At 71.4% G+C, this 23,969-nt stretch carries 21 protein-coding genes; 12 read left to right on the forward strand and 9 right to left on the reverse strand.

The window, feature by feature from the left end:
* The first annotated feature begins 107 nt into the window (after positions 1–107).
* The 6 genes from ACA089_RS02875 (at position 108) to ACA089_RS02900 (ending at position 8,786) form a co-directional block, all read left to right on the forward strand.
* Complete coding sequence (locus tag ACA089_RS02875; RefSeq protein ID WP_372013203.1) at positions 108–1,742, forward strand: glucoamylase family protein; 1,635 nt, start codon at positions 108–110, stop codon at positions 1,740–1,742.
* Positions 1,743–1,765: 23 nt separating this feature from the next.
* The gene (locus ACA089_RS02880; protein ID WP_372017622.1) at positions 1,766–3,049 is read left to right on the forward strand and encodes a sugar ABC transporter substrate-binding protein; all 1,284 of its coding nucleotides are present in this window, start codon (positions 1,766–1,768) and stop codon (positions 3,047–3,049) included.
* A complete protein-coding gene (locus ACA089_RS02885; protein ID WP_372013205.1) occupies positions 3,046–3,924 on the forward strand; it encodes a carbohydrate ABC transporter permease in 879 nt (292 codons plus the stop codon). Before ACA089_RS02880 ends, ACA089_RS02885 begins: the two co-directional genes overlap by 4 nt.
* A complete protein-coding gene (locus ACA089_RS02890) occupies positions 3,921–4,757 on the forward strand; it encodes a carbohydrate ABC transporter permease (RefSeq protein WP_372013207.1) in 837 nt (278 codons plus the stop codon). Before ACA089_RS02885 ends, ACA089_RS02890 begins: the two co-directional genes overlap by 4 nt.
* A gap of 100 nt (positions 4,758–4,857) precedes the next feature.
* Positions 4,858–7,938, forward strand: a complete 3,081-nt coding sequence (locus tag ACA089_RS02895) for a discoidin domain-containing protein (protein ID WP_372017624.1) — start codon at positions 4,858–4,860, stop codon at positions 7,936–7,938.
* Positions 7,939–8,102: 164 nt separating this feature from the next.
* Positions 8,103–8,786 carry a hypothetical protein gene (locus tag ACA089_RS02900; RefSeq protein ID WP_372013209.1) on the forward strand — a complete coding sequence of 228 codons (684 nt, stop codon included), beginning with the start codon at positions 8,103–8,105 and terminating at the stop codon, positions 8,784–8,786.
* A 66-nt stretch (positions 8,787–8,852) separates the two neighbouring features.
* Here ACA089_RS02900 and eda read toward each other — a convergent pair whose 3' ends face one another.
* The 5 genes from eda to zwf all read right to left on the reverse strand — a co-directional run bounded on the left by eda (position 8,853) and on the right by zwf (position 15,010).
* Complete coding sequence (gene eda, locus ACA089_RS02905) at positions 8,853–9,512, reverse strand: bifunctional 4-hydroxy-2-oxoglutarate aldolase/2-dehydro-3-deoxy-phosphogluconate aldolase (protein WP_372013211.1); 660 nt, start codon at positions 9,510–9,512, stop codon at positions 8,853–8,855.
* Between the two features lie 280 nt (positions 9,513–9,792).
* A complete protein-coding gene (gene edd, locus ACA089_RS02910; RefSeq protein WP_372013213.1) occupies positions 9,793–11,706 on the reverse strand; it encodes a phosphogluconate dehydratase in 1,914 nt (637 codons plus the stop codon).
* Between the two features lie 141 nt (positions 11,707–11,847).
* Positions 11,848–12,576: a 6-phosphogluconolactonase gene (gene pgl, locus ACA089_RS02915; protein WP_372013214.1), complete on the reverse strand. Its 729-nt coding sequence runs from the start codon at positions 12,574–12,576 to the stop codon at positions 11,848–11,850.
* Positions 12,573–13,562 carry a glucokinase gene (glk, locus tag ACA089_RS02920; protein WP_372017626.1) on the reverse strand — a complete coding sequence of 330 codons (990 nt, stop codon included), beginning with the start codon at positions 13,560–13,562 and terminating at the stop codon, positions 12,573–12,575. The genes pgl and glk overlap by 4 nt, the downstream gene beginning before the upstream one ends.
* Before the next feature lie 2 nt (positions 13,563–13,564).
* Entirely contained in the window at positions 13,565–15,010 is a 1,446-nt protein-coding gene (gene zwf, locus ACA089_RS02925) for a glucose-6-phosphate dehydrogenase (protein WP_372013216.1), read from the reverse strand.
* A gap of 421 nt (positions 15,011–15,431) precedes the next feature.
* On the opposite strand from zwf, the gene ACA089_RS02930 reads away from it, so the two are divergent.
* Positions 15,432–16,511: an ABC transporter ATP-binding protein gene (locus tag ACA089_RS02930; RefSeq protein ID WP_372013218.1), complete on the forward strand. Its 1,080-nt coding sequence runs from the start codon at positions 15,432–15,434 to the stop codon at positions 16,509–16,511.
* A gap of 29 nt (positions 16,512–16,540) precedes the next feature.
* On the opposite strand, the gene ygfZ is transcribed toward ACA089_RS02930, so the two are convergent.
* Positions 16,541–17,383 carry a CAF17-like 4Fe-4S cluster assembly/insertion protein YgfZ gene (gene ygfZ, locus ACA089_RS02935; protein WP_372013220.1) on the reverse strand — a complete coding sequence of 281 codons (843 nt, stop codon included), beginning with the start codon at positions 17,381–17,383 and terminating at the stop codon, positions 16,541–16,543.
* Positions 17,384–17,470: 87 nt separating this feature from the next.
* On the opposite strand from ygfZ, the gene ACA089_RS02940 reads away from it, so the two are divergent.
* The 5 genes from ACA089_RS02940 to ACA089_RS02960 all read left to right on the forward strand — a co-directional run bounded on the left by ACA089_RS02940 (position 17,471) and on the right by ACA089_RS02960 (position 21,171).
* Positions 17,471–17,647: a DUF1674 domain-containing protein gene (locus ACA089_RS02940; protein WP_372013222.1), complete on the forward strand. Its 177-nt coding sequence runs from the start codon at positions 17,471–17,473 to the stop codon at positions 17,645–17,647.
* Positions 17,648–17,704: 57 nt separating this feature from the next.
* Positions 17,705–18,097: a succinate dehydrogenase, cytochrome b556 subunit gene (gene sdhC, locus ACA089_RS02945; protein ID WP_372013224.1), complete on the forward strand. Its 393-nt coding sequence runs from the start codon at positions 17,705–17,707 to the stop codon at positions 18,095–18,097.
* Positions 18,094–18,477 carry a succinate dehydrogenase, hydrophobic membrane anchor protein gene (gene sdhD, locus ACA089_RS02950; RefSeq protein ID WP_372013226.1) on the forward strand — a complete coding sequence of 128 codons (384 nt, stop codon included), beginning with the start codon at positions 18,094–18,096 and terminating at the stop codon, positions 18,475–18,477. Before sdhC ends, sdhD begins: the two co-directional genes overlap by 4 nt.
* A 25-nt stretch (positions 18,478–18,502) precedes the next feature.
* Entirely contained in the window at positions 18,503–20,293 is a 1,791-nt protein-coding gene (gene sdhA / locus ACA089_RS02955) for a succinate dehydrogenase flavoprotein subunit (RefSeq protein ID WP_372013228.1), read from the forward strand.
* A 95-nt stretch (positions 20,294–20,388) separates the two neighbouring features.
* A complete protein-coding gene (locus tag ACA089_RS02960) occupies positions 20,389–21,171 on the forward strand; it encodes a succinate dehydrogenase iron-sulfur subunit (protein ID WP_372013230.1) in 783 nt (260 codons plus the stop codon).
* An 81-nt stretch (positions 21,172–21,252) separates the two neighbouring features.
* On the opposite strand, the gene ACA089_RS02965 is transcribed toward ACA089_RS02960, so the two are convergent.
* The 3 genes from ACA089_RS02965 to ACA089_RS02975 are packed head-to-tail and all read right to left on the reverse strand — an operon-like array spanning position 21,253 to position 23,960.
* Positions 21,253–21,795, reverse strand: coding sequence for a response regulator transcription factor (locus ACA089_RS02965; RefSeq protein WP_372013232.1), 543 nt, complete (start codon positions 21,793–21,795; stop codon positions 21,253–21,255).
* Positions 21,785–23,164 carry an ATP-binding protein gene (locus tag ACA089_RS02970; protein ID WP_372013234.1) on the reverse strand — a complete coding sequence of 460 codons (1,380 nt, stop codon included), beginning with the start codon at positions 23,162–23,164 and terminating at the stop codon, positions 21,785–21,787. The genes ACA089_RS02965 and ACA089_RS02970 overlap by 11 nt, the downstream gene beginning before the upstream one ends.
* Positions 23,127–23,960: an SURF1 family protein gene (locus ACA089_RS02975; protein WP_372013236.1), complete on the reverse strand. Its 834-nt coding sequence runs from the start codon at positions 23,958–23,960 to the stop codon at positions 23,127–23,129. The genes ACA089_RS02970 and ACA089_RS02975 overlap by 38 nt, the downstream gene beginning before the upstream one ends.
* Positions 23,961–23,969: the final 9 nt, after the last annotated feature.

Raw genomic sequence — 23,969 nt, forward strand, 5'->3', positions numbered from 1 at the left:
CTCCCGCCGGGACGGGTCGCCGCGTTCCTCCCCGCCCGGGCGCCGCGAGGCGCCGGGCGGGGCGGGAGCGGGTATCCTTCGAGGGCGGAGGCGGAAGGGGGCACGTGGTGAGTTGGCGGCATCTGCGAATCGCGGCGACGTTGGCCGTGGCGGCCTGGGTGGTGGCGGCGTGCGGCCGCGAACCCCCGCCGCCACCGGCGCAGCCGGCGCCGCCCAAGCCGGACGTGGTCCTGATCGAGCCGGTGCTGCCGGAACGTCCGCCGCGGCCGGAACTGCCGCCGCTGTTCCGCGACATCGAGAAGCGCACGTTCCAGTTCTTCTGGGACACGACCAACGAACGGAACGGCATGACGCCGGACCGCTATCCGTCGCGGCCGTTCGCCAGCGTCGCCTCGATCGGCTATGCGCTGACCGCCTATCCGATCGGGATCGAGAACGGCTGGGTCAGCCGCACCCAGGCCGTGGACCGCACGCTGACCACGCTGCGCTTCCTGCGCGACATCCCGCAGGGCCCGCAGCGCACCGGCAAGGGCGGCCACAAGGGCTTCTACTACCACTTCCTGGACATGCAGCAGGGCCACCGCTACGACAGCTGGGTGGAACTGTCGAGCGTGGACACCGGCCTGCTGATGATGGGCGTGCTGTTCGCCCAGGCGTACTACGACGGCGACGATCCGCGCGAGGCGGAAATCCGGCGCATCGCCGACCAGCTCTACCGCAAGGTCGACTGGACCTGGCTGCAGCAGCGCGAGCCGCTGATCTCGATGGGCTGGTTCCCCGAGAGCGGCTTCATCGTCCATGACTGGATGGGCTACAACGAGGCGATGCTGCTGTACGTGCTGGCGCTCGGCTCGCCGACCCACCCGGTCAGCCCCGATGCCTGGACGGTGTGGACGCGCACCTACGACCACGACTGGGGCGTCTACTACGGCCAGGAGTACCTGTCGTTCGGGCCGCTGTTCGGCCACCAGTACAGCCACGTCTGGATCGACTACCGCGACATCCAGGACCAGTACATGCGCGAGCGCGGGATCGACTACTTCCTCAACAGCCGCCGCGCCGCGCTGGCCCATCGCGAGTACGCCATCGCCAACCCGATGAAGTGGAAGGACTACGGCGAGAACGTGTGGGGCCTGACCGCCAGCGATGGACCGCAGAACACCCGCCAGATGTACCGTGGCGAGGAGCGCGAGTTCCGCCACTACTCCTCGCGCGGCGCCGGCCTGCGCGAGAACTTCGACGACGGCACCATCGCCCCGACCGCGGCGATCTCCTCGATCGTGTTCGCGCCGGAGGTGGTGATCCCCGCGACCGAGGAGATGCACCGCCGCTACGGCGACTACCTGTACTCCAGCTACGGTTTCCTGGACTCGTTCAACCCCAGTTTCGACTTCGAGATCCCGCTCAAGACCGGCCGGCTTGTGCCCGGCAGGGGATGGGTGGCGAGCGACTACATCGGCATCGACCAGGGTCCGATCCTGGCGATGATCTCCAACTACCGCAACGAGTTCGTCTGGACGGTGATGAAGAAGAGCCCGTACATCCGCAAGGGCCTGGAGCAGGCCGGCTTCCGCGGTGGCTGGCTCACGCCGGAGGACGAGGCCGCGCCCGCGGACGAGCGGACCGGCCCGGATGCGGCCGCGGCGCGGGCGCTCGGCATGGCCGAGTCGCGCGCGGCCGCCGCCGAGGCGCAGGCCAAGCAGGAGCAGCCGGCCAGCAACCGCGCGCAGCCGCCGCCGTGAGCGGCCGGTACCGCGGGTGGCGGATGCTCCGGCTGGCCGCCACCCCGCTGCTGCTGCTGGCGCTGTCGGGGTGCGGACGAAGCCAGCCCGAGCCGCTGCGCTTCTGGGCGATGGGGCGCGAGGCCGAGGTGGTCGCCGAGCTGCTGCCCGAGTTCGAGCGCGAGACGGGCATCGAGGTCGAGATCCAGCAGATTCCGTGGACCGCGGCGCACGAGAAGCTGCTGACCGCTTTCGCCGCCGAATCGCTGCCCGACGTCTGCCAGCTCGGCAACACCTGGCTGCCGGAGTTCGCCGCGCTCGGCGTACTCGAGCCGCTGCAGCCGTTCGTCGACGCCTCCACGGTGATCGACCAGGACGACTACTTTCCCGGCATCTGGGATACCAGCATGGTGGACGGGCAGCTGCTCGGCATCCCCTGGTACGTCGATACCCGCCTGCTGTTCTACCGCAAAGACATCCTGCGCGAGGCCGGGGTCGAACAGGCGCCGCGCACCTGGGCGGAGTGGGAACGTGCGATGGCGGCGGTCAAGCGCCACGTGGGCCCGGACCGCTACGCCATCCTGATGCCGGTCAACGAGTTCGAGCAGCTGCTGTCGTTCGGCCTGCAGCAGGACGACCCGCTGCTGCGCGACCACGACAACCGCGGCAATTTCCAGAGCCCGGGCTTCGCCCGCGCGCTGGACTTCTACGCCAACATGTTCGAGCAGGGCTGGGCGCCGAAGATGTCCGAGACCCAGATCTCCAATGTCTGGGACGAGTTCTTCAACGGGTTCTACGCCTTCTACCTGTCAGGCCCGTGGAACATCCGCGAGTTCCGCAAGCGGCAGCCCGCGGCACTGGAGGGCCAGTGGGGAACGATGCCGCTGCCCGGCCCGGACGGCCCGGGCGCCGGGATCGCCGGCGGCACCAGCCTGGTGATCTTCCGCGGCTCGCCGCGCCAGCAGCAGGCCTGGAAGCTGATCGAATTCCTGTCGCGGCCGGACATCCAGCAGCGCTTCCACGCCATGATCGGGGACCTGCCGCCGCGCCGCAGCACCTGGGAACATCCGTCGCTGGCGCAGGACGAGCTTTCCCGCGCGTTCCGTGACCAGCTCGAGCGGGTCGAGTCGCCGCCCAAGGTGCTGGAGTGGGAGCGGATCGTGCAGGAGATGCGGATCGCCAGCGAACGCGTGGTCCGCGGCGGCCAGCCGCAGGACCAGGCCCTGCGCGAGCTCGACCAGCGGGTCGACGGGATCCTCGCCAAGCGCCGCTGGATGCATGAGCGCGACCATGCCGCAGCGCCCGCGGCGGCGGAGGCGATCCCATGAGGCGCTCGCTTGCCGGCTGGATGTTCGCCGGCCCGGCGCTGCTGGTGATCGGCGTGTTCTTCGGCCTGCCGGTGCTCTCGGCGCTGGCGCTGAGCCTGACCGACTTCGACCTGTACGCACTGGCCGACCGCTCCAACCTGCGCTTCGTCGGCCTGGCCAACTACCTGGACCTGCTGCGCACGCCGATGCTCTGGAAGTCGCTCTGGAACACCACCTACTTCGTGGTGGTCGGGGTGCCGCTGTCGATTGCCGTGTCGCTCGGCGCGGCGATCCTGCTCAACGCGCCGGTGGCCCGCTTCAAGGCGCTGTTCCGCACCGCGCTGTTCGCGCCGGTGGTGACCACGCTGGTCGCGGTGGCGGTGATCTGGCGCTACCTGTTCCACACCAGCTACGGCCTGGTGAACTGGGCGCTGGGCCATGTCGGCATCGCGCCGGTGGACTGGCTGGGCGACCCGCGCTGGGCGATGCCGACCATCATCCTGTTCGCGGTGTGGAAGAACTTCGGCTACAACATGGTGATCTTCCTGGCCGGGCTGCAGGCGATCCCGCAGGACCTGTACGAGGCCGCGCGGATCGACGGCGCCTCGCGCTGGCAGCAGTTCCTGCACATCACCCTGCCGCAGCTGGGGCCGGTGCTGCTGGTGGTCGGCGTGATCACGGTGTCCGGCTACTTCCAGCTGTTCGCCGAGCCCTACGTGATGACCCGCGGCGACCCGCTGCAGAGCACGGTCAGCGTGCTGTACTTCATGTTCGAGGAAGGCTTCAAGTGGTGGAACCTGGGCCGCGCCTCGGCGGTGGCGTTCCTGCTGTTCCTGATCATCCTCGGCGTGACCACGCTGATGCTGCGCCTGGGCCGGCGCAAGGAGCTGGTATGAGCGGCGAAGTCGGACAGTCGCGCTGGCACGCGCTGCTGGTCAACGGCGCGCTGGCGGCCATCGCCGCGGTCAGCCTGGCGCCGCTGCTGTGGATGCTGTCGGTGTCGTTCATGCCGGCGGGCGAGGCGAGCCGGTTCCCGCCGCCGCTGCTGCCTTCGTCGGTGACGCTGGCCAACTACCACGAGATGTTCGGCCGCACCGGCATGGCCCGCAACTTCGCCAACAGCGTGCTGGTGTCGGTGGCGATCACGCTCGGCTCGCTGCTGTTCAATACCCTGGCCGGCTACGCGTTCGCCAAGCTGCGCTTCGCCGGCCGCGAGCGGGTATTCCAGCTGCTGCTGGCCGCGCTGGTCATCCCGGCGCAGGTGGCGATGCTGCCGTTGTTCCTGCTGATGAAGCAGCTGGGCCTGGTCAACAGCTACGCCGGGGTGGTGGCGCCGGCGCTGGCCGGCGTGTTCGGCATCTTCCTGGTGCGGCAGTACGCGCGATCGATCCCCGACGAGCTGCTCGAGGCCGCGCGGATCGACGGGGCGGGGGAGTGGCGGATCTTCTTCCGGATCGTGCTGCCGATGCTCAAGCCGGTGCTGGTGACCCTGGCGATCTTCACCTTCATGGCCGCGTGGAACGACTTCATGTGGCCGCTGATCGTGCTGACCGACCAGGCGCACTACACGCTGCCGGTGGCGCTGGCCTCGCTGTCGCGCGAGCACATCATGGACGTGGAGATGATGATGGCCGGCGCGGTGGTGACGGTGATTCCGGTGCTGGCGCTGTTCCTGCTGCTGCAGCGCTACTACATCCAGGGCCTGCTGCTGGGCAGCGTGAAGGGGTGAGGCGGTGTTGATGGACGGGCTGTCGTTTCCGAGGTTGCCGGCCTGCGTGCGTCGTCGTCTGGCCGCGTTGGCGCTGGCCTGCATCGTGCCCGTGGCGGCCATGGCGCAGCCGCGCGTCCTCGACGGGTTCGAGGACGCCTCGCCGTGGCGCGTGGTCACCTCGAACCAGGTCAGCGGTTCGCTCCGCCAGGTCGACGGCACCCGCGGCAAGGCGCTGTGCCTGGACTACGATTTCAACGGGGTGTCCGGCCATGCAGGCATCCAGCGCGACCTGCCGCTGGAATTCCCGGAGAACTACCGTTTCGCGTTCCAGCTGCGCGGCGACTCGCCGGCCAACGACCTGCAGTTCAAGCTGGTCGACGCCAGCGGCGACAACGTGTGGTGGGTGAACCGGCCCAGGTACGACTTCCCGGTTGGGTGGAGCGAGGTGCGCTACCGCCAGCGCCACATTTCCAAGGCCTGGGGCCCGGACCCGGACAAGGTCCTGCGGCGCAGCGCGAAGATCGAGTTCACGATCTACAACAACGCCGGCGGCGCCGGGTCGGTGTGCTTCGACGAGTTGACCTTCGAGCCGCTGCCGGTCGATCCGGCCACGCCGCCCGGGGCCGCGTCGGCCACGGCCACGAGCTCGCCGGCGACCGCGGCGCTGGCGATCGACGGCGACCTGTCCACCGCCTGGCAGGCCAGCGGCAAGCAGCGGCTGGTGCTGGACCTCGGCCAGGTGCGCGAGTTCGGCGGCCTGCGCCTGCACTGGGCCGCGGCCGACAGGCGGCCAGCGGGCTACACGGTGTCGCTGGAGGACGCGCGCGGCGGCTGGCGCGAGGTGCGGCGCGTGGACGCAGGGCGCGGCGAAACCGACTGGCTGGCGCTGCCGGAAGTCGAGTCGCGGCGGATCGCCCTGGACTTCGACGGCGGGCGCTACGCATTGGCCGAGGCGCAGGTGCAGCCGCTTGCGTTCTCCGCCCACCCCAACGACTTCGTCAAGGCGGTGGCGGCCGACCTGCCGCGGGGCTGGCTGCCGCGCGGTTTCAGCGGCGAGCAGCCGTACTGGACCATCGTCGGCATCGACGGCGGCCGTGAGCAGGGACTGATCGGCGAGGACGGCGCGATCGAGGTTTCGCGCGGTGGCTTCAGCATCGAGCCGTTCCTGATGGAGGGCGGCCAGTTGCGCAGCTGGGCGGACGTGCGCACGTCGCAGGGGCTGCGGCCGGGTGGCATCCCGATGCCGAACGTGACCTGGACCGGCACGGAGGCAGCCGCGACGGCCCCGTTGCTGGACGTGCTCGCCTTCGCCCAGGGCACGCCGGGCGATTCGCAGCTGGTGATGCGCTATCGACTGGAGAACCGGGGCGACCGGCCACGCGAGGTCACCCTCGCGCTGGCGGTGCGCCCGCTGCAGGTCAATCCGCCGAGCCAGTTCCTCAACACAGTGGGCGGTGTGAGCCGGATCGGGCAGCTCGCGCTGGAGGGAAGCACCGTGGTGGTGGATGGCAAGCCACGCGTGTTCGCTGTCGCTGCGCCGGATTCTGCATTCGCCACGCCGTTCGATGCCGGGCTGGAGGTGATGCGCCTGGCCGCCGGCGACGTGCCCGCCACGCGTTCGGTCGACGATCCGACCGGGCTGGCCTCGGGCATGTTGCTGTACCGCATGCGCCTGGCCCCGGGCGAGGTGCGCGACGTGGCGCTGGTCGCGCCGCTGGACGGGCCGGCGCGGATGCCGGAGGGATTCGACCTGGCCGCCTCGGTGCAGGCGGCGCAGGCGCAGTGGCAGGACCTGCTCGGCCAGGTGCGCCTGCGCCTGCCGCCGCAGGGGCAGGCATTCTCCGACACGGTGCATACCGCGCTGGCGCACATGCTGGTGTCGCGGATCGGAGCGAGGCTGCAGCCGGGCACGCGTTCCTACTCGCGCAGCTGGATCCGCGACGGGGCGATGATTTCCGAAGGCCTGCTGCGGCTGGGCCGGCCCGAGGTCGTGCGCGAGTACCTGGAGTGGTATGCGCCCTACCAGTTCGACAACGGCAAGGTGCCATGCTGCGTCGACGACCGGGGCAGCGACCCGGTGCCGGAGAACGACAGCCACGGCGAGCTGATCTTCAACATCGCCGAATACTGGCGCTATACCGGCGACCGCGCGTTCCTGGAGGCGATGTGGCCGCACGTGGCCGGCGCGTTCGGCTACATGGAGCAGCTGCGCGCGAGCGAGCGCACCGAGGCCAACCGACGGCTCGACCCGGCCTTCTACGGGATGATGCCCGCGTCGATCAGCCACGAGGGCTATTCGGCCAAGCCGATGCACTCGTACTGGGACAACTTCTGGGCGCTGCGCGGCTACAAGGACGCGGTGGAGATCGCCCGCGCGCTGGGCCGCGACGCGGATGCGGCGCGGATGGCGAAGGCGCGCGACCAGTTCCGCGCCGACCTGGCCGCCTCGCTGCGCGCGGCCACGCGCCGGCACGGGATCGACTACCTGCCGGGGGCGGCCGAGCTGGGCGACTTCGACCCGACCTCGACCACGATCGCGCTGGCGCCCGGCGGCGAGCAGGACTGGCTGCCGCGCGACCTGCTGGAGAACACCTTCGAACGGTACTGGCGCGAGTTCGTGCAACGCCGCGACGGCCAGCGCGAATGGAAGGACTACACCCCGTACGAATGGCGGAACGTGGCCGCGTTCGTGCGCCTGGGCTGGCGCGAGCGCGCCTGGGAGGCGACCGAGTATTTCTTCAGGGATCGCGCCCCGGCCGACTGGAACCAGTGGGCCGAAGTGGTCTCGCGCACGCCGCGCAGCCCCTTCTTCGTCGGCGACCTGCCGCATGCATGGGTGGCATCGGACTTCCTGCGCTCGGCGCTGGACATGTTCGCCTACACCCGCGAGCGCGACGACAGCCTGGTGCTGGCCGCCGGCGTGCCGGTGGACTGGCTGGACGGCGAGGGCATCGTGATCGAGGGCCTGTACACGCCGCATGGCCGGCTCGGCTACCTGCTGCGTCGCGTCGATGGCGAGCTGCGGCTGGAGGTGTCCGCCGATGCCGGCCTGCCTCCGGGGGGGCTCGTGCTGCCCTGGCCGTACCGCGACCCGCCCGGCACGACCACCATCGACGGCGTGCCGGCGCAATGGCGCGAGGGCGAACTGCGCATCACCCGCCCGGGTGCGCAGGTGCGGGTGGCGGCGAAGACGCCCTGACGGGCGCCACGCGCCACGCCTGAGGGGAGGTCGTCCGCGCCGGGCCCCGCAGGCCCGGCACCCTCCACCGGATGTGCCGCGGCGGACAGCCGCCCGTCCGGCCCGGTCCGCGTTGCACCGGCCGGCACGCGCCTACAATCCGGCAAGGCGAACGGAGGCCGGCGATGACGCGCAGCATCCTTCCGTTGTGGATCCTCCCGCTGGCGATCGCGCTGGTGATGCTGGTGGCCGCGCACCTGGCATGGTGGCTGTCGCTGCGCGCCGGCTACATCGAACCCTGCAACCCGTACTGGGACGGCTGCACCTCGATCAGCCGCGCGGCACGGCACGGGCTGGGCAACCACCTGTTCCGGCTGCTGATGCTGCCGTGCGCGGTGCTGGTGGCGGCGCACTGGTGGCTGGCGTCGCGCTGGGTCGCCAGCGCGGGTCCGCGATCGCGGCTGCTCGCAGGACTCGGGCTGGCCAGCGCCGCGGCGCTTGGCGTCTATGCGACCTTCCTGGGCACCGAAGGCGCCGCCTACGGCTTCCTGCGCCGCTACGGCATCACCGTGTTCTTCGGTTGCGGCTTCCTGGCGCAGCTGGTGTTCCTGCGCCGGTGGCTCCGGGACGGGCGGTGCGGTGCGTCGCGGCGCCAGTGGCGGGCGATGGTGGCCGTGTGTGCGGCGATGCTGCTGCTCGGCGCCGGCAACGTGGCCGGCGATGCGCTGCTGCACGACCGCGTGCGGCAGGACCGGCTCGAGAACGCGCTGGAATGGCAGCTCGGCCTGCTGCTGGCGGGCTGGTACCTGCTGCAGGCCTGGCAGTGGCGCCGGGAACGGCTGCTCGTGTCGTTCGCCGGTCCGCGCTAGGCCTGCGCGTAGCGGTCTCAGGCGTGGAGCGCGGCGCGGAGACCCGGTCGTCCGCGCCAGGAGGGGTCAGCGCGCACGCACGCCGGCGACGATCGCCGCGGCCTTGGCCGCGCTGGCCTCGACCTTGTCCCACTCGCCGGCCTTGAGCCAGTTCTTCGGCACCATCCAGGAGCCGCCGATGCAGACCACGTTCGGCTGGGCGAGGAACTCGGCCGCGGTGTCCTCGGTGATGCCGCCGGTCGGGCAGATCTTCAGCTCCGCCATCGGTCCAGCCAGGCCCTTGAGCATGGACAGGCCGCCGACCGCGGTGGCCGGGAACAGCTTGCACACGCGGAAGCCACGCGCCATCAGCGAGAGGAACTCGGTCGGGGTGGCACCACCGGGCACCACCGGGATCGGCGCCTTCGCCAGCGCGTCGGCCAGTTCCGGCGGGGTGCCGGGCGTGACCAGGAAGTCGGCGCCCAGCTCGATGCACTTCTGCATCTGCTCGACGGTCAGCACCGTGCCCATGCCCACGGCAATCCCGGGCAGTTCCTTCTTCAGCGCGACCAGCGCATCGAGCGCGGCCGGCGTGCGCAAGGTCAGCTCGATCGCGGTCAGGCCGCCCTTCAGCAGCGCCGTGGACAGCTTGCGCGCTTCGTCCACGCTGTCGGCGGTGACCACCGGCAGGATGCCGGATGCGCGCAACAGCTGTTCGGCCTGGGCCTGGGTGTCGGCGATGCTCATGGGGGGACGGCGGCTCCGGATGCGGGGTTCGCGGTCATTCTAGCGCCTGCGCCGATGGCGGACGCGTCGGTTGCCGTTGCATCGATCGGGCCGCGGGCGTCGCACGGTCCACGCCATGCCGGCGACGCGTGCGTGTTACGCGGTCGCCGCCAGGGAGGTCGAAGGGATGCCGGGTCGGGCTTGATCGCGATGGTCGTCCGCGCGCCTGCGTGGTGCCAGCGCACGCGCGCGCCTGCGCAGCCGGAGCCGACGCGTGGCCGCGACGGCTCTGTTGCCGCGATCAGGCGTCCTTGGACTCGTGCGGGGCCAGCGCCGCGTCCGCGTCGCCGCCGAGTTCGTACTCGGCGTCGTAGTCCCAGGCGCGGCCGTCGTGCGCCGGCGGCCCGCAGGAGATCGACAGCGCGCCCTGGTCGGCCGGCCCGACCAGCGCGCGGCTGTTGGCGAACAGGTTGCGGCCCAGGTCATGCAGCGCGGGGCTGGTGTTCGCGGCGACGTCGCGGGCGTTGAACTCCGCCGCATCCACCAGCACCTCCAGCGTGCCGGCCTCGCTGTCCAGGCGGACCAGGTCGCCGTCGCGGACCTTGCCGATCGCGCCGCCGCGCGCCGCTTCCGGGGTGACGTGGATCGCGGCGGGGATCTTGCCCGAGGCGCCGGACAGGCGGCCGTCGGTGACCAGCGCCACCTTCCGGCCCTGGTTCTGCAGCATGCCCAGCAGCGGCGCCAGCGAATGCAGCTCCGGCATGCCGTTGGCGCGCGGGCCCTGCCAGGTCACCACCGCCACGAAGTCGTGCGGCAGCACGCCCGCGGCATGCAGCTTGTTGAGCTTCTGCGGCGCGTCGACCACCACCGCCTGCGCCTCGACGTAGCGGTGCTCGGGCTTGACCGCCGACAGCTTGATCAGGCCGCGGCCGATGTTGCCGCGGAGCAGGCGCAGCCCGCCCTGGGCCTCGAACGGTTCGGCCACGGTGCGGACCACCGACAGGTCGCCGCTGGCCGCCGTCGCCGGTTCGGACGACAGCCGGCCGTCGACGATGCGCGGTTCGCGGGTGAACGCGCGCATGCCGTCCGGAACCACGGTCTCCAGGTCGTGCATCAGCCCGGCATCGAGCAGCTCGCGGAACACGAACGGCACGCCACCGGCGGCCTGGAAGCGGTTCACGTCGGCCTCGCCGTTCGGGTACACGCGCGCCAGCAGCGGCACCACCTGCGAGATCTGGTCCATGTCGTCCCAGGTCAGGACCACGCCGGCCGCGCGCGCCACGGCGATCCAGTGGATCGTGTGGTTGGTCGAGCCGCCGGTGGCCATCAGCGCGACCACCGCGTTGACGATCGCGCGCTCGTCGATCAGCCGGCCGAGCGGCCGGTAGTCGTCGCCCAGCGCGGTCATCTTCAGCACGCGGTGCACGGCCTCGTCGTCCAGCGCGGTGCGCAGCGGCGTGCCCGGGTTGATGAAGGAGCTGCCGGGCAGCTGCACGCCCATCGCCTCCAGCAGCACCTGGTTGGAATTGGCGGTGCCGTAGAAGGTGCAGGTGCCGGGCGCGTGGTAGGACTGGGCCTCGACCTCGAGCAGTTCCTCGCGGCTGGCCTCGCCGGCGGCGTAGCGCTCACGCACCTCGGCCTTCTTCTTGTTCGGGATGCCGGCGGGCATCGGCCCGGCCGGCACGAACAGCGCCGGCAGGTGGCCGAAGGCCAGCGCGCCGATCAGCAAGCCGGGCACGATCTTGTCGCAGATGCCCAGGTACAGCGCGGCGTCGAACGCGTCGTGGCTCAGGCCGATGGCCGCGGCCTGGGCGATCACGTCGCGCGAGAACAGCGACAGTTCCATGCCGCCGCGGCCCTGGGTCACGCCGTCGCACATGGCCGGCACCCCGCCGGCGACCTGCGCGGTGGCGCCGAGTCGGCGGGCCAGGTCGCGGATGCGCTCGGGATAGTGCTCGTACGGCTGGTGCGCCGAGAGCATGTCGTTGTACGCGGTGATGATGCCCAGGTTCGGCGTGGCCTCGCCGCGCAGACGCGCCTTGTCGGTGTCGCCGCAGGCGGCGAACACGTGGGCCAGGTTGGCGCAGCTCAGCGGCTTGCGGTTGGGGCCGTTGCGCAGGGCCTGGTCGATGCCGGCCAGGTAGGCCGCGCGCGAAGGCGCGCTGCGCTTGGCGATGCGCTCGGTGATGGCTTGGATCTTCGGATGCAGGCTCATTGGCGTGGGGCTATGAGGCGTGTGCCTTAGGAGGTGGGGGCGGTTCCCGGCCGGATCGACCCGGAAGGACTTCGTGTCGAACCCCGGTTCAGTCGCCGGGGGCCGGGGTGATGGCGGTACCCGGCGTGCAGCGGGGCGCGGTCATGGGGCCCAGTGCACGCGCACCGGTTCCAGGCCGATGCCGAGCGCGGCCCGGATCGGCAGCTCGCGGATGTCGTCGCCGTCGAGCGCGCGCAGGAACACCTCGCGCTTGGTGTCGCCGCGCAGCAGCAGCAGGCGGTGGCGCGTGCGTGCCAGGCCGGCGGGGGTCAGGGTGATGCGCAGAGGCCAGTCGCCGGATACCGGGCAGCCGGTGGCGTCCAGCGCCGCATACGGCTGGTCGCTGGCCAGGACGCGCTCCAGGTCGACCGAACCGGGGAACAGCGAGGCGGTGTGGCCGTCGTTGCCCATGCCCAGCACCGCGACGCAGGCCTCGTCGGCGTGGCGGGCCTCGACGTTGGCCGCGTGCACCGACTCGGCCAGGGTCAGGCCCTCGCGCACCAGTGGCTCGAAGCGGCCGACCTCGGCGCGCTCGAGCAGGCTTTCGCGGACCAGGCGCGCGTTGCTGGCGCTGTCCTGCGGCGAGAGCCAGCGCTCGTCGACCAGGCCGACCGTGATCTTCGACCAGTCCAGCGGCGCGACCGCCAGCTGTGCATAGGCCGGCGCCGGGGTGGTGCCGCCGGAGAGCAGCATGCGCGCGCGGCCGCGGATCGCGAGTTCCACCGCGAGCATGCGCTCCATGTCCTGGGCGATGCCGTGGACCCAGGATTCCGGGTCGCGGTGCTCGATCCACTCGATCCGCGAGTCGTGCTTGACCGGGTTCGGCTTCATGCGCCCTCCCGCCGCAGCAGGTCGACCGCGTAGGCGGCGGCGCCGAGCAGGCCGGCGCGCGGGTTGACCACGGCCAGCGAAGGCACCCGCGCCATGGTCGGCGAGAAGCGGCCCTTGTACTCGAAGCGCTGGCGGAACCCGGAGTGCCGGAGCGATTCGAGCACCTTCGGCACCAGGCCGCCGGTGAGGAACACGCCATCCCAGGCGCCCAGGGTCAGGACCAGGTCGCCGGAGATCGCGCCGAACACCGCGCAGAACACGTCGACCGCGCGCATGCCGAGCGGATCGCCCTGGGCGGCGCGGGCGGTGATGTCCTTGGGCTCGAGCAGCCCGGGGTCCACGCCGGCGATCTCGCACAGGGCGCGGTGGATGTTGACCAGGCCGGGGCCGCAGATCAGGCGCTCGTTGGAGACCCGCCCGAACTGGGCCGAGAGGATCTCCAGGATGCGGATCTCCTCGGGCGTGCCCGGCGGGAAGCTGACGTGGCCGCCTTCGGTTTCCAGCGGGTAGCAGCGTCCGTCGCGCACGACCAGGCCGCCCACGCCCAGGCCGGTGCCCGGGCCGAGCACGGCGTAGGTGCGCGGCTCGTCCAGCGGCGCCGGGGTCCAGGCCACGCCGCCGACCGGGACGACGTCTTCCGGCCGGTACAGGCTGATGGCCATCGCCTGGGCGGCGAAATCGTTGATCAGGTGGACCTGCTCGAAGCCGAGCATGTCGCGGGTGCGGGTGCGGGAAATCACCCACGGGTGGTTGGTGATCCGCGCCTCGTCGCCGTCCACGCGCCCGGCCACGGCGAACACGCCGCGGTTCGCGCTGGCACCCGCCTCGTCCAGGTAGTGGCGCGCCGCTTCCGCCAGCGACGGGAACTGCGCCACCGCGAACTCGCGCACGCTGTCCTCGATCAGCGGCGTGGCCAGCGCGGTGTCGGCCAGCGCGAAGCGGGCGTTGGTGCCGCCGATGTCCGCGATCAAGAACGGGGGCGACATGCTCATGCGCCCTGGCGTCGCGGGTGCGCGACCGCGTCGAACTGCGCCGGCAGGTAGCCCGCCGCCTCGCGCGGCCCCCAGGTGCCGGCGGGGTAGTACTCCAGCGGCGCGTCGCCGCGCTTCCAGCCGTCGACCACGCTGTCGATCCACGCCCAGGCCGCCTCGACCTCGTCGTTGCGGACGAACAGGGCGTGGTTGCCGTGCAGCGCGTCCAGGAACAGGCGCTCGTAGGCGATGCGGCGGTTCTGGCCGGTCTCCGAGGACAGCTCCAGCTCCAGCGGCTGCAGCTCCAGCGTGCCCCATTCGGGGCCGGCGAGGCTGCTCATCAGGCCCAGTTCGATGTCCTCCTGCGGCTGCAGGCGGAAGGTCAGCCGGTTGGGCGCCGCGTGGGCGCCGTCGGGCCGTTCGAACAGCCAGTGGCTGACCGGCTTGAGGGTCACGGTGACCACGGTCGAGCGCTCGGCCATGCGCTTGCCGGTGACTAGGTGGAACGGGACGCCGGCCCAGCGCCAGTTGTCGATGTGCGCGGTGACGCCGACGAACGTTTCGACATCGCTGTCATCCGGCGGCGCGTAGGCCTGCACCGGGGCGCCATCGATCATCCCCGCGATGTAGCGGCCGCGCACGCTGTGGCGCCTGGCCTCGCTCGCGCTGAACGGCCGCAGCGCGCGCAGCACCTTGACCTTCTCGTCGCGGATGCGGTCGGCGCCCAGCGAGGCCGGCGGCTCCATCGCCACCAGGCACAGCAGCTGCAGGATGTGGCTCTGGACCATGTCGCGCAGCGCGCCGGAGCGGGCGTAGTAAGCGTTGCGGCCGTCCACGCCCTCGGTCTCCGAGACCAGGATGTTGACCGAGTCGATGTAGGTGCGGTTCCAGACCGCTTCCAGCAGGGTGTTGCCGAAGCGCAGGGCGAGCAGGTTCTGCACCGCCGCCTTGCCCAGGTAGTGGTCGATGCGGAAGATCCGGTCCTCGTCGATCATCCCGCCGATCGCGGCGTTGATCTCGCGGGCCGAAGCCAGGTCGGCGCCGATCGGCTTTTCCAGCATCAGCCGGTTGGGCGCCCGGAACGCGCCGCCCAGGGACAGGCCCTCGCAGGTGCTGATGTACAGGCCCGGCGGGATCGACAGGTAGCTCACGCACGGGCGGTCGACCAGGTCGCGCACCGCCTCGGCCACGGACTCGGGCGTGCGCATGTCGACCGATCGGTAGTCGACCCGCGCCAGGAACTGCTCGACCTGCTCGGCGGTCGGGGTGTAGTGGCCCAGCGAGGCGAACCGCTCGCGCAGGATCGCGCGGAACTTGTCGGTGTCGTGCGGCGACAGCGCCAGCGCGCGCACGCGGAAGTCCGCCGGCAGCAGGCCGTCGCCCTGCAGGCGCAGCAGCGAGGGGAACAGGTAGCGCTGGGCCAGGTCGCCGGTGGCGCCGAACAGCAGCAGGGTGTCATGCATCCGGTGGGCTTCCGTGGCGTGTGACATCGGGTCCGTAGCTTCTCTCGTGGGTCGCGTCCGCCGCGCGGACGATGGCGTCGCACGGGTGGAACTCGGCCCGTACGTGGGGGTGTGCAAACTGTCGAAATATCGCCGTCCGCCGCACTTCTTGTCCAGTGGTCAATATGGTGTCCGCGGAAACGGTCGCTCCATCCTCCTGCGCACGGTGGCGTCGCCCGGCGCGTGCCCGGCCGGGGCCCGGCGGCAGGTGAAGGCCGCGGCGCCAGGCCTTCTCGCGCCTGCATCCCGGCGCGGGCGCGGGGTCCGCGGTGGCCGCGGCGTGGTCGCCTCGGGCCGGGCGTGCATGCCATGATCGCAGCGGTACGCGAACCGGCCGATGCGGCCGCGCGGTCGTCACGCATACGTATTCCCGGAGGTCAGGATGGCGGGATTGCAGCTGGATCAGGTGCGCAAGGTCTACGCCAACGGCCAGGTCGCCGTGCACGGCGCCAGCTTCGACATCGCCGACGGCGAGCTGATGGTGCTGGTGGGCCCCTCCGGCTGCGGCAAGTCGACCCTGCTGCGGATGATCGCCGGCCTGGAGGACATCACCTCGGGCACCCTGCGCATCGGCGACAGGATCGTGAACGACGTGGCGCCGAAGGACCGCGACATCGCCATGGTGTTCCAGAGCTACGCCCTGTACCCGCACATGACGGTGGCCGAGAACCTGGCCTTCGGCCTCAAGCTGCGGGGCATGCCGCGCGGCGACGTCGAGCGCCGGGTCGCCGGCGCGGCGGCGATGCTGGGCCTGGAAGGCATGCTCGGCAAGCGCCCGCGCGAGATGTCCGGCGGCCAGCGCCAGCGCGTGGCGCTGGGCCGTGCCCTGGTCCGCGAGCCGGCGGTGTTCCTGCTCGACGAGCCGCTGTCCAACCTGGACGCCAAGCTGCGCCATTCCACCCGCACCGAGATCGCGCGGCTGCACCAGCGGCTCGGCGCGACCATGGTCTACGTGACCCACGACCAGGTCGAGGCGATGACCCTGGGCCAGCGGATCGTGGTCCTCGACGCCGGCCGGATCCAGCAGATCGACACGCCGATGGCGCTGTACGAACGCCCGGCCAACCTGTTCGTCGCCGGCTTCCTCGGCAGCCCGGCGATGAACGTGCTCGAGGGCGAACTGCTCGCGGCCGACGGCCTGCGCCTGGTCCTGGACGGGCAGGGCGGCGACGTGCCGCTGCCCGGCGCCCAGGTGCCGCCGGCCTGGCTCGGCCGCCGGGTGGCGCTGGGGGTGCGTCCCGAGCACCTGCTGCCGGCCGCGGATGGGCTGCAGGCGCGGGTGGACGTGGTCGAGCCGGTCGGCAGCGAAGCCTTCCTGCACCTGGACTTCGCCGGGCGGGCACTGGTCTCGCGGCTGCCGCCGCAGGCGCTGCCCGCACCGGGCGCGCAGGTGCACCTGCGGGCCGATCCGGCGCACCTGCACTTCTTCGATCCGGCGGACGGGGTGCGGCTGGCGGCCTGAGCCGGAGCGCCGGCCGGGCCGCAGGGGGGTCAGCGCGCCAGTCCGGCGATGAAGGGTTCGACCGTCGCTGCCTGGCCCTCGACCTGCAGCGGCGACGCGCTGCGCTCCAGCGGGAGGACGGCCAGCGCCAGGGTCGGCGAAGCCCCGGCGACGCTGGCCACCGTGCCGATCGGGCGGCCGTCCTGGACCACCTCCGCGCCGGCCGTGGCGACCCCGGCCACCTGCAGCAGCAGCGCCTCGCGCTTGGCGCGGCCGAGGAAATGGGTGCGGGCGACGATCTCCTGCCCGGGGTAGCAGCCCTTCTTCACGCTGAAGGCGTCGAGCCGGTCGAGGCCGAGCTGCTGCGGCGTCCATTGCTCGCGCTGGCTTGGCGGCAGCCGCGGCAGCCCCAGCCGCAGGTCGGCCGCGTCCCAGGCGCGGCGCGCCTGCGGATCGACCGGTGCCGCCTCGATGGACAGGCGCAGGCGGCGCGGCAGGCCGGCCGCGCCGTAGTCCAGTTCGACCCGCTCGCCGCCGCCGTCGAGCACGGCCCCGGCCGCCAGCGCCGGCGCATCGAACGCCCCGGACGCGTGCAGGTCGGGCCGCGGCGCGACCGTCACCTTGCGCCGGAACACGAAGCGCCGCAGCGCATCGCCCAGTTCGGCGGCATCGGCATCGGGCAGCAGCAGCCGCAGCGACTGCTCGCCGGTGCGCAGCAGCGCGAACACCGCGATCACGCGCCCCTTGGCCGTCAGCCACGCGCTCCAGTGCCAGTGGCCGGCGGGCAGGGCCGCCACGTCGCTGCTGAATTGCGCCTGGGCGAAGGCGAGGGCGTCGGGCCCGTCGAGGGCCAGCACCGAGTGGCTGTCCAGGGCAAAGCGTTCCGCGGGCATTTTCCGTTGCAATCCAGGGGGATACGAAAGGCTGGTTGTCAGGCCCGTTCACGCGGGCTTAAAATTTTGTGCGTTGCAAGGAGTCCCATGATAGGTCAAAGCCCCGTGGTTCCCGAGCCTGCCGGCGCGCAGGACCGTGGAACACAGCCGTGCGCCGACGCGAACGCCGGCAACGCGCCGCCGCGCGAGATCGGCGGACGCGAGGGTCCGGAGCCGACCCGCTACGGGGACTGGGAAAAGAACGGACGCTGCGTCGACTTCTGACGCCGCGCCACCAGCCACGCGGCCCATCGCCGCACAGCCGAGACAACGAGTCAGCGAATGAGCAGTCGCGAACGCCCCCTGTCACCTCACCTGCAGGTGTATCGCTGGCAGATCCAGATGGTGACCTCGATCCTGCACCGCGCCACCGGCATCGTCCTGGCCGCCGGCGCGCTAGTCATCGCCGCAGGCCTGCTGGCCCTGATGCTCGGTCCCGAGTCCTGGACCTGCTTCACCACCCACGCCGGCGCCTGGTACGGCCAGGTTTTCCTGTTCGGCTGGAGCTGGGCCTTCGCCTACCACCTGTGCAACGGCATCCGCCACGTGGTCCAGGACTTCGGCCACGGCTTCAGCATTCCGGCGTTCGTGCGCAACAGCTGGCTGTCGGTGGCCGGCAGCCTGGCCATCACCGCGCTGATCTGGGCCTGCGCCCTCAACGGAGGTGCCGCATGACCCGCTACCGCACTCCCCTGAAGAACGTGCGCGGGCTCGGCACCGCCAAGACCGGCACCGAGCACTTCGTCCACCAGCGCCTGACCGCCACCGCGCTGGTCTTCCTCGGCATCTGGTTCGTGTATTTCGTCGTCGGCCTGGTCGGCAGCGACTACCTGACCGCCGCCGACGCGGTGTCCAAGCCGTGGAACGCGGTGCTGCTGGTCGGCTTCCTGGTGGCGTCGTTCTGGCACGCGCAGCTCGGCCTGCAGGTCGTGCTCGAGGACTACATCCACAATTCGCTCGCCGCGCTGGCCCTGCAGGTCAGCGTGAAGTTCATCGCGGTGCTGGGCGCGATCGTCAGCATCTTCGCCGTGGCCCGCATCGCGCTGGCCGGCTGACCGCGCGCAAAGGAACGATTACCCGATGTCCGCCTACAAGATCACCGAACACAAGTACGACATGGTCGTCGTCGGCGCCGGCGGCGCCGGCCTGCGCGCCACCTTCGGCCTGGCCCAGAAGGGCCTGCAGACGGTCTGCCTGACCAAGGTCTTCCCGACGCGCTCGCACACCGTCGCCGCGCAGGGCGGCATCTCCGCCGCGCTGGGCAACATGGGCGAGGACGACTGGCGCTACCACTTCTTCGACACGATCAAGGGCTCGGACTGGCTGGGCGACCAGGACGCGATCGAGTACATGTGCCGCGAGGCGATCCCGGCGATCATCGAGCTGGAGCACTACGGCGTCCCGTTCTCGCGCACCGAGGACGGCAAGATCTACCAGCGCCCGTTCGGCGGCATGACCACCCGCTTCGGCGAGGGCCCGCCGGCGCAGCGCACCTGCGCGGCGGCCGACCGCACCGGCCACGCCATGCTGCACACGCTGTACCAGCAGTCGCTGGCGCACGACGCGCGCTTCATGATCGAGTACTTCGCGCTCGACCTGATCTTCGACGAGGAAGGCGCCTGCCGCGGCGTGCTCGCGCTGGACATGGCCGAAGGCTCGCTGCACCTGTTCCGCGCCCACGGCGTGGTCCTGGCGACCGGTGGCTACGGCCGCGCGTACTTCAGCGCGACTTCCGCCCACACCTGCACCGGCGACGGCGGCGGCCTGGTGATGCGCGCCGGCCTGCCGATGCAGGACATGGAGTTCGTGCAGTTCCACCCCACCGGCATCTACGGCGCCGGCTGCCTGATCACCGAGGGCGTGCGCGGCGAAGGCGGCATCCTGCGCAACTCGAACGGCGAGCGCTTCATGGAGCGCTACGCCCCGCACTACAAGGACCTGGCCTCGCGCGACGTGGTCAGCCGGTCGATGACCATCGAGATCCGCGAGGGCCGCGGCGTCGGCGAGCACAAGGACCACATCCTGCTCGACCTGACCCACCTGGGCCCGGAAGTGATCAACGAGAAGCTGCCGGGTATTGCAGAAAGCGCGCACATCTTCGCCGGCGTGGACGTGGCCAGGCAGCCGATCCCGGTGATCCCGACCGTGCACTACAACATGGGCGGCATCCCGACCAACTACCACGGCGAAGTGGTGCGCAAGGTCGGCGACAACAACGATGCGGTGGTGCCGGGCCTGTATGCGATCGGCGAGGCGGCCTGCGTGTCGGTGCACGGCGCCAACCGCCTGGGCTCCAATTCGCTGCTCGACCTGGTGGTGTTCGGACGCGCGGTGGCCAACCGCTGCGCCGAGACGATCCGCACCAACGCCCCGCACAAGCCGCTGGCGTCGGACGCCTGCGACAAGGCGCTGTCGCACCTGGACAAGCTGCGCAACGCGGACGGCGGCACCCCGACGGCGGTGATCCGCGACAACATGCAACGCACGATGCAGTCGGACGCGGCGGTGTTCCGGACCAGCAAGACCCTGCAGGAAGGCTGCTCGAAGATGAAGGACATCTTCGCCAGCTTCGAGGACGTGAAGGTCTCCGACCGCTCGCTGGTCTGGAATTCGGACCTGATCGAGACCTACGAGCTGCACAACCTGCTGCTGAACGCGGTGGCGACGATCAATTCGGCCGAGCAGCGCAAGGAAAGCCGCGGCGCCCACGCGCACGAGGACTACCCGGAGCGCGACGACGCCAACTGGCAGAAGCACACCCTGGTCACGGTCGACGAGAAGGGCGGCTGCAGCTTCGATTACCGCCCGGTGCACATGTACACGCTCAGCGACGACGTGGCCGTGGTGCCGCCGAAGCCGCGCGTGTACTGAGCCGGTGATGTCGGCCACGACCCCCACCCTCCACGACGCGCGCACGGCGCGCGCCACGCTCGCCCCGCGGGCCGCCTGAGCCAACGAGATCAGCCATGGCAGAGTTCAGCCTCCCGAAGAATTCCACGGTCAAGAAGGGCAAGCACTTCCCGGCCCAGGGCGCGAAGAACCCGCGCACGTTCAAGGTCTACCGCTGGAACCCGGAAGACGGCGCCAACCCGCGCACCGACACGTACGAGGTCGACCTGGCCGCGTGCGGGCCGATGGTCCTGGACGCGCTGATCAAGATCAAGAACGAGATCGACCCGACCCTGACCTTCCGCCGCTCCTGCCGCGAAGGCATCTGCGGTTCGTGCGCGATGAACATCGACGGCACCAACACGCTGGCCTGCACCAAGGCGATCAGCGACTGCGGCAAGGCCGAGGTGCCGATCTACCCGCTGCCGCACATGAACGTGGTCAAGGACCTGGTCCCGGACCTGACCCACTTCTACGCGCAGTACGCCTCGATCAAGCCCTGGATCCGCACCCAGACCCCGGCGCCGCCGGACCGCGAGCGGCTGCAGTCGCCGGAAGACCGCAAGAAGCTCGACGGCCTGTACGAGTGCATCCTGTGCGCGTGCTGCTCGACCAGCTGCCCGAGCTACTGGTGGAACGGCGAGCGCTACCTCGGCCCGGCGATCCTGCTGCAGGCCTACCGCTGGATCATCGATTCGCGCGACGAGGACACCGGCGCGCGCCTGGACGACCTCGAGGACCCGTTCAAGCTGTACCGCTGCCACACCATCATGAACTGCGCGCGGACCTGCCCGAAGGGCCTGAACCCGGCATTGGCGATCGCCGAGATCAAGAAGCTGATGATGGCGCGCCGCGCCTGACGATCGTCGTCCATGCGTCGCGTGAAAGGCCCGGGCATCCGGGCCTTTCCGTTTCCGGGGGCCGCGCGGGCGCGCAGCCCGCTACTTGACCTGCTGCTTGCCCAGCTTGCGCGCCAGCGTGCGCCGGTGCATGCCCAGCCGCCGCGCGGTCTCGGAGACGTTGAAGCCGGTTTCGGCCAGCACCTCGTGGATGCGCTCCCACTCCAGGGTCTTGATCGAGGTGGGGCGCTGGCCGAGGCCGACGTCCGCGTCGCCCTCGGCGCGGCCGAACGCGGCCTCGATGTCGTCGGTGTTGGAAGGCTTGGCCAGGTAGTGGCAGGCGCCGAGCTTGATCGCCTCCACCGCGGTGGCGATGCTGGCGTAGCCGGTGAGCACCACGATCAGCATGTCCGGGTCGCGCGCATGCAGCGCCTGCACGCAGGTCAGCCCGGATCCGCCGCCGAGCTTGAGGTCGACCACCGCGTAACCGGGGGCGAAGCCGTCCAGCACCGCTTCCAGTTCGGCCGGGCCGGCCGCGTGGCGCACTTCGTAGCCGCGCCGCTCGAAGGATCGGATCAGGGTGCGGGCGAAGGCCTCGTCGTCTTCGACGATCAGCAGGCGGCGCGGGGTGGGGTCATTCGTCATCGGCATCGTCCAGGTCGGGGTCGGCCGTCTCCGCGGGCAGGGCCAGCGCGGACAGCGGCAGCTCCAGCACGACCTCGGCACCGCGCGGCGCGCGGTTGGCCGCGGCCAACCGGCCGCCCAGGCTGCGGGCGACGTTGAGCGAGAGGAACAGGCCCAGGCCGCCGCCCGGGCGTCCCTTGCTGGAATTGTAGGGCTTGCCGAACGCGGCGAGTGTCTCGGAGGTGAACCCCGGGCCGTCGTCGCTCACCTTCAGGCGCAGGCACTCGTCGTGTTCGCCGAAACGGGTGACCTCCAGGCCGACCCATCCGGGCGAGGCCTCGAGCGCGTTGTCGAGGATGTTGCCGATCATCTGCTTGAGCCCCGAGTCGGACACGATCGGCAGGTCGGCGTCGAGCTGGCGGCGGTAATCCAGGGTCTGCACCGGCCGGGTCGCGCTCCACTCGCTGACCAGTTCGTCCAGGAACACGGCCAGGGTGGTCTGCGCCGGCGCCTCGCCGCGCGCATCGCCGGCCGACAGCAGGATGCCGGTGACGATCGACTTGCAGCGGCCGAGCTGGGCCTGCATTTCGTCCAGGTCCTGCTGCAGCTCCGGGTGCTCGGTGAACGGCGCCATCCGCCGCCAGTCGCCGAGCAGCACCGACAGCGTCGCCAGCGGCGTGCCGAGCTCGTGCGCCGCGCCGGAGGCGAGCAGGCCCATGCGCACGATGTGCTCCTCCTCGGCGGCCTGCTGGCGCAGGTCGGCCAGGCGCGCGTCGCGGTCACGCAGGATCCGCGCGATCCGGCCGATGAACAGCGCGGCCAGCGCGGCCGCCAGCAGGAAGCAGGCGAGCAGGCCCTGCACGTAGGGGTCGGCGATGCCGCGCGAGGGGTCGACGGTCAGCGTCACCGGGCCGTGGAACAGGACCAGCCCCAGCACGCCCACGCTGCTGGCGGCCACCACCACCCAGCTGCCCCAGGTCGGCAGCAGCACGGCGCCGAGCGCGACCTGCAGCAGGTACAGGAACACGAACGGGTTGGTGATGCCGCCGCTCAGGTGCAGCTGCGCGGTCAGCGCGGCCACGTCCACCAGCAGCGCGGCCAGCAGGGCCGCGTCGCCCACGTCCTGGCGCGGGCGCCAGAACACCAGGCTGGCGAGGTTGAACGCGGCCAGGTAACCGGCCACGTTGAGCATGGTCAGCAGCGGCAGGCGGATGTCGAGCACGAAGTGGACGAAGCAGATCGTCGCGACCTGGCCGACGATGGCGATCCAGCGCAGCTGGATCAGCTGCTGCATGTTGCGCATGCCCGCGCCGCGGGCGGTGTCGGTGCGCGCGCTTTCCAGCGCGTGGTGCTTACCGGCCGCCGGCGCCGGCGTTTCCGTTTGCTGCATCCCGTGGCTCCCTCGTGCCGTGGTCGCGCCAGTGGCGACGGATGCGCCATTCCTCCAGCGCGAAGCGCCCGGCACCGCCCGCCACCAGCAGGGCCAGCGCGAACCAGGTCAGCGCATAGCCCAGGTGGTTGTCGCGGAACCGTACCACCGTCAGCCCGCCGCGGGGCCATGGACGGCCGGCCTGCGCGGCCGAGCCGGCGTCGGCATCGACGAAATAGGGCACGGCCCGGTCCAGGCCATGGTGCGCGGCGATGGCCACCACGTCGCGCGAGTACCAGCGTTCCTGCGCCGGCGCATTGCGGCGCAGGAAGCCGCCGCCGGGTTCGGTCAGGCGGAGCAGGCCGGTCACCTGTACCGGCCCGTCCACGGGCGGGGCGACGTCGGCCGGGTCCGGCACGAAACCGAGGTTGACCAGTACCACGCTGCCGTCGTCGCGCCGCAGCGGTCGCAGCAGCCAGCGTCCGGCGCCGGCTTCGGTGACCGCCTGCACGCGGGTGTCGCGGCCCGGAAGCCAGGTCCCGCGGAGGAGCACGCGCCGGTATTCCTGCGCGCCGGGAGTGGAGGCGGCCCACGCGGCGGCGTCGGGGGCAGGGACCGGCGGCGCGTGGACGCGTGCGTCCACGCGGGCGACCAGGTCGTGTTTCCAGTGGAGGCGCTGGACCTGCCACGCGCCCAGCGCGGCGAACCCGGCGAAGCCCACGGCGAACGCCAGCGCCAGCACCGCCAGCGCCAGCGCTCCGCGCGGCGGCCGCGTGGGGCCGTCCGGGGCCCGGGCAGCGGGGGCGGGCGTGCTCATGCGGTGGTG

The sequence above is a fragment of the Pseudoxanthomonas fibrivorans genome, assembly GCF_041464125.1.
In the GTDB taxonomy this organism is placed as follows: domain Bacteria; phylum Pseudomonadota; class Gammaproteobacteria; order Xanthomonadales; family Xanthomonadaceae; genus Pseudoxanthomonas.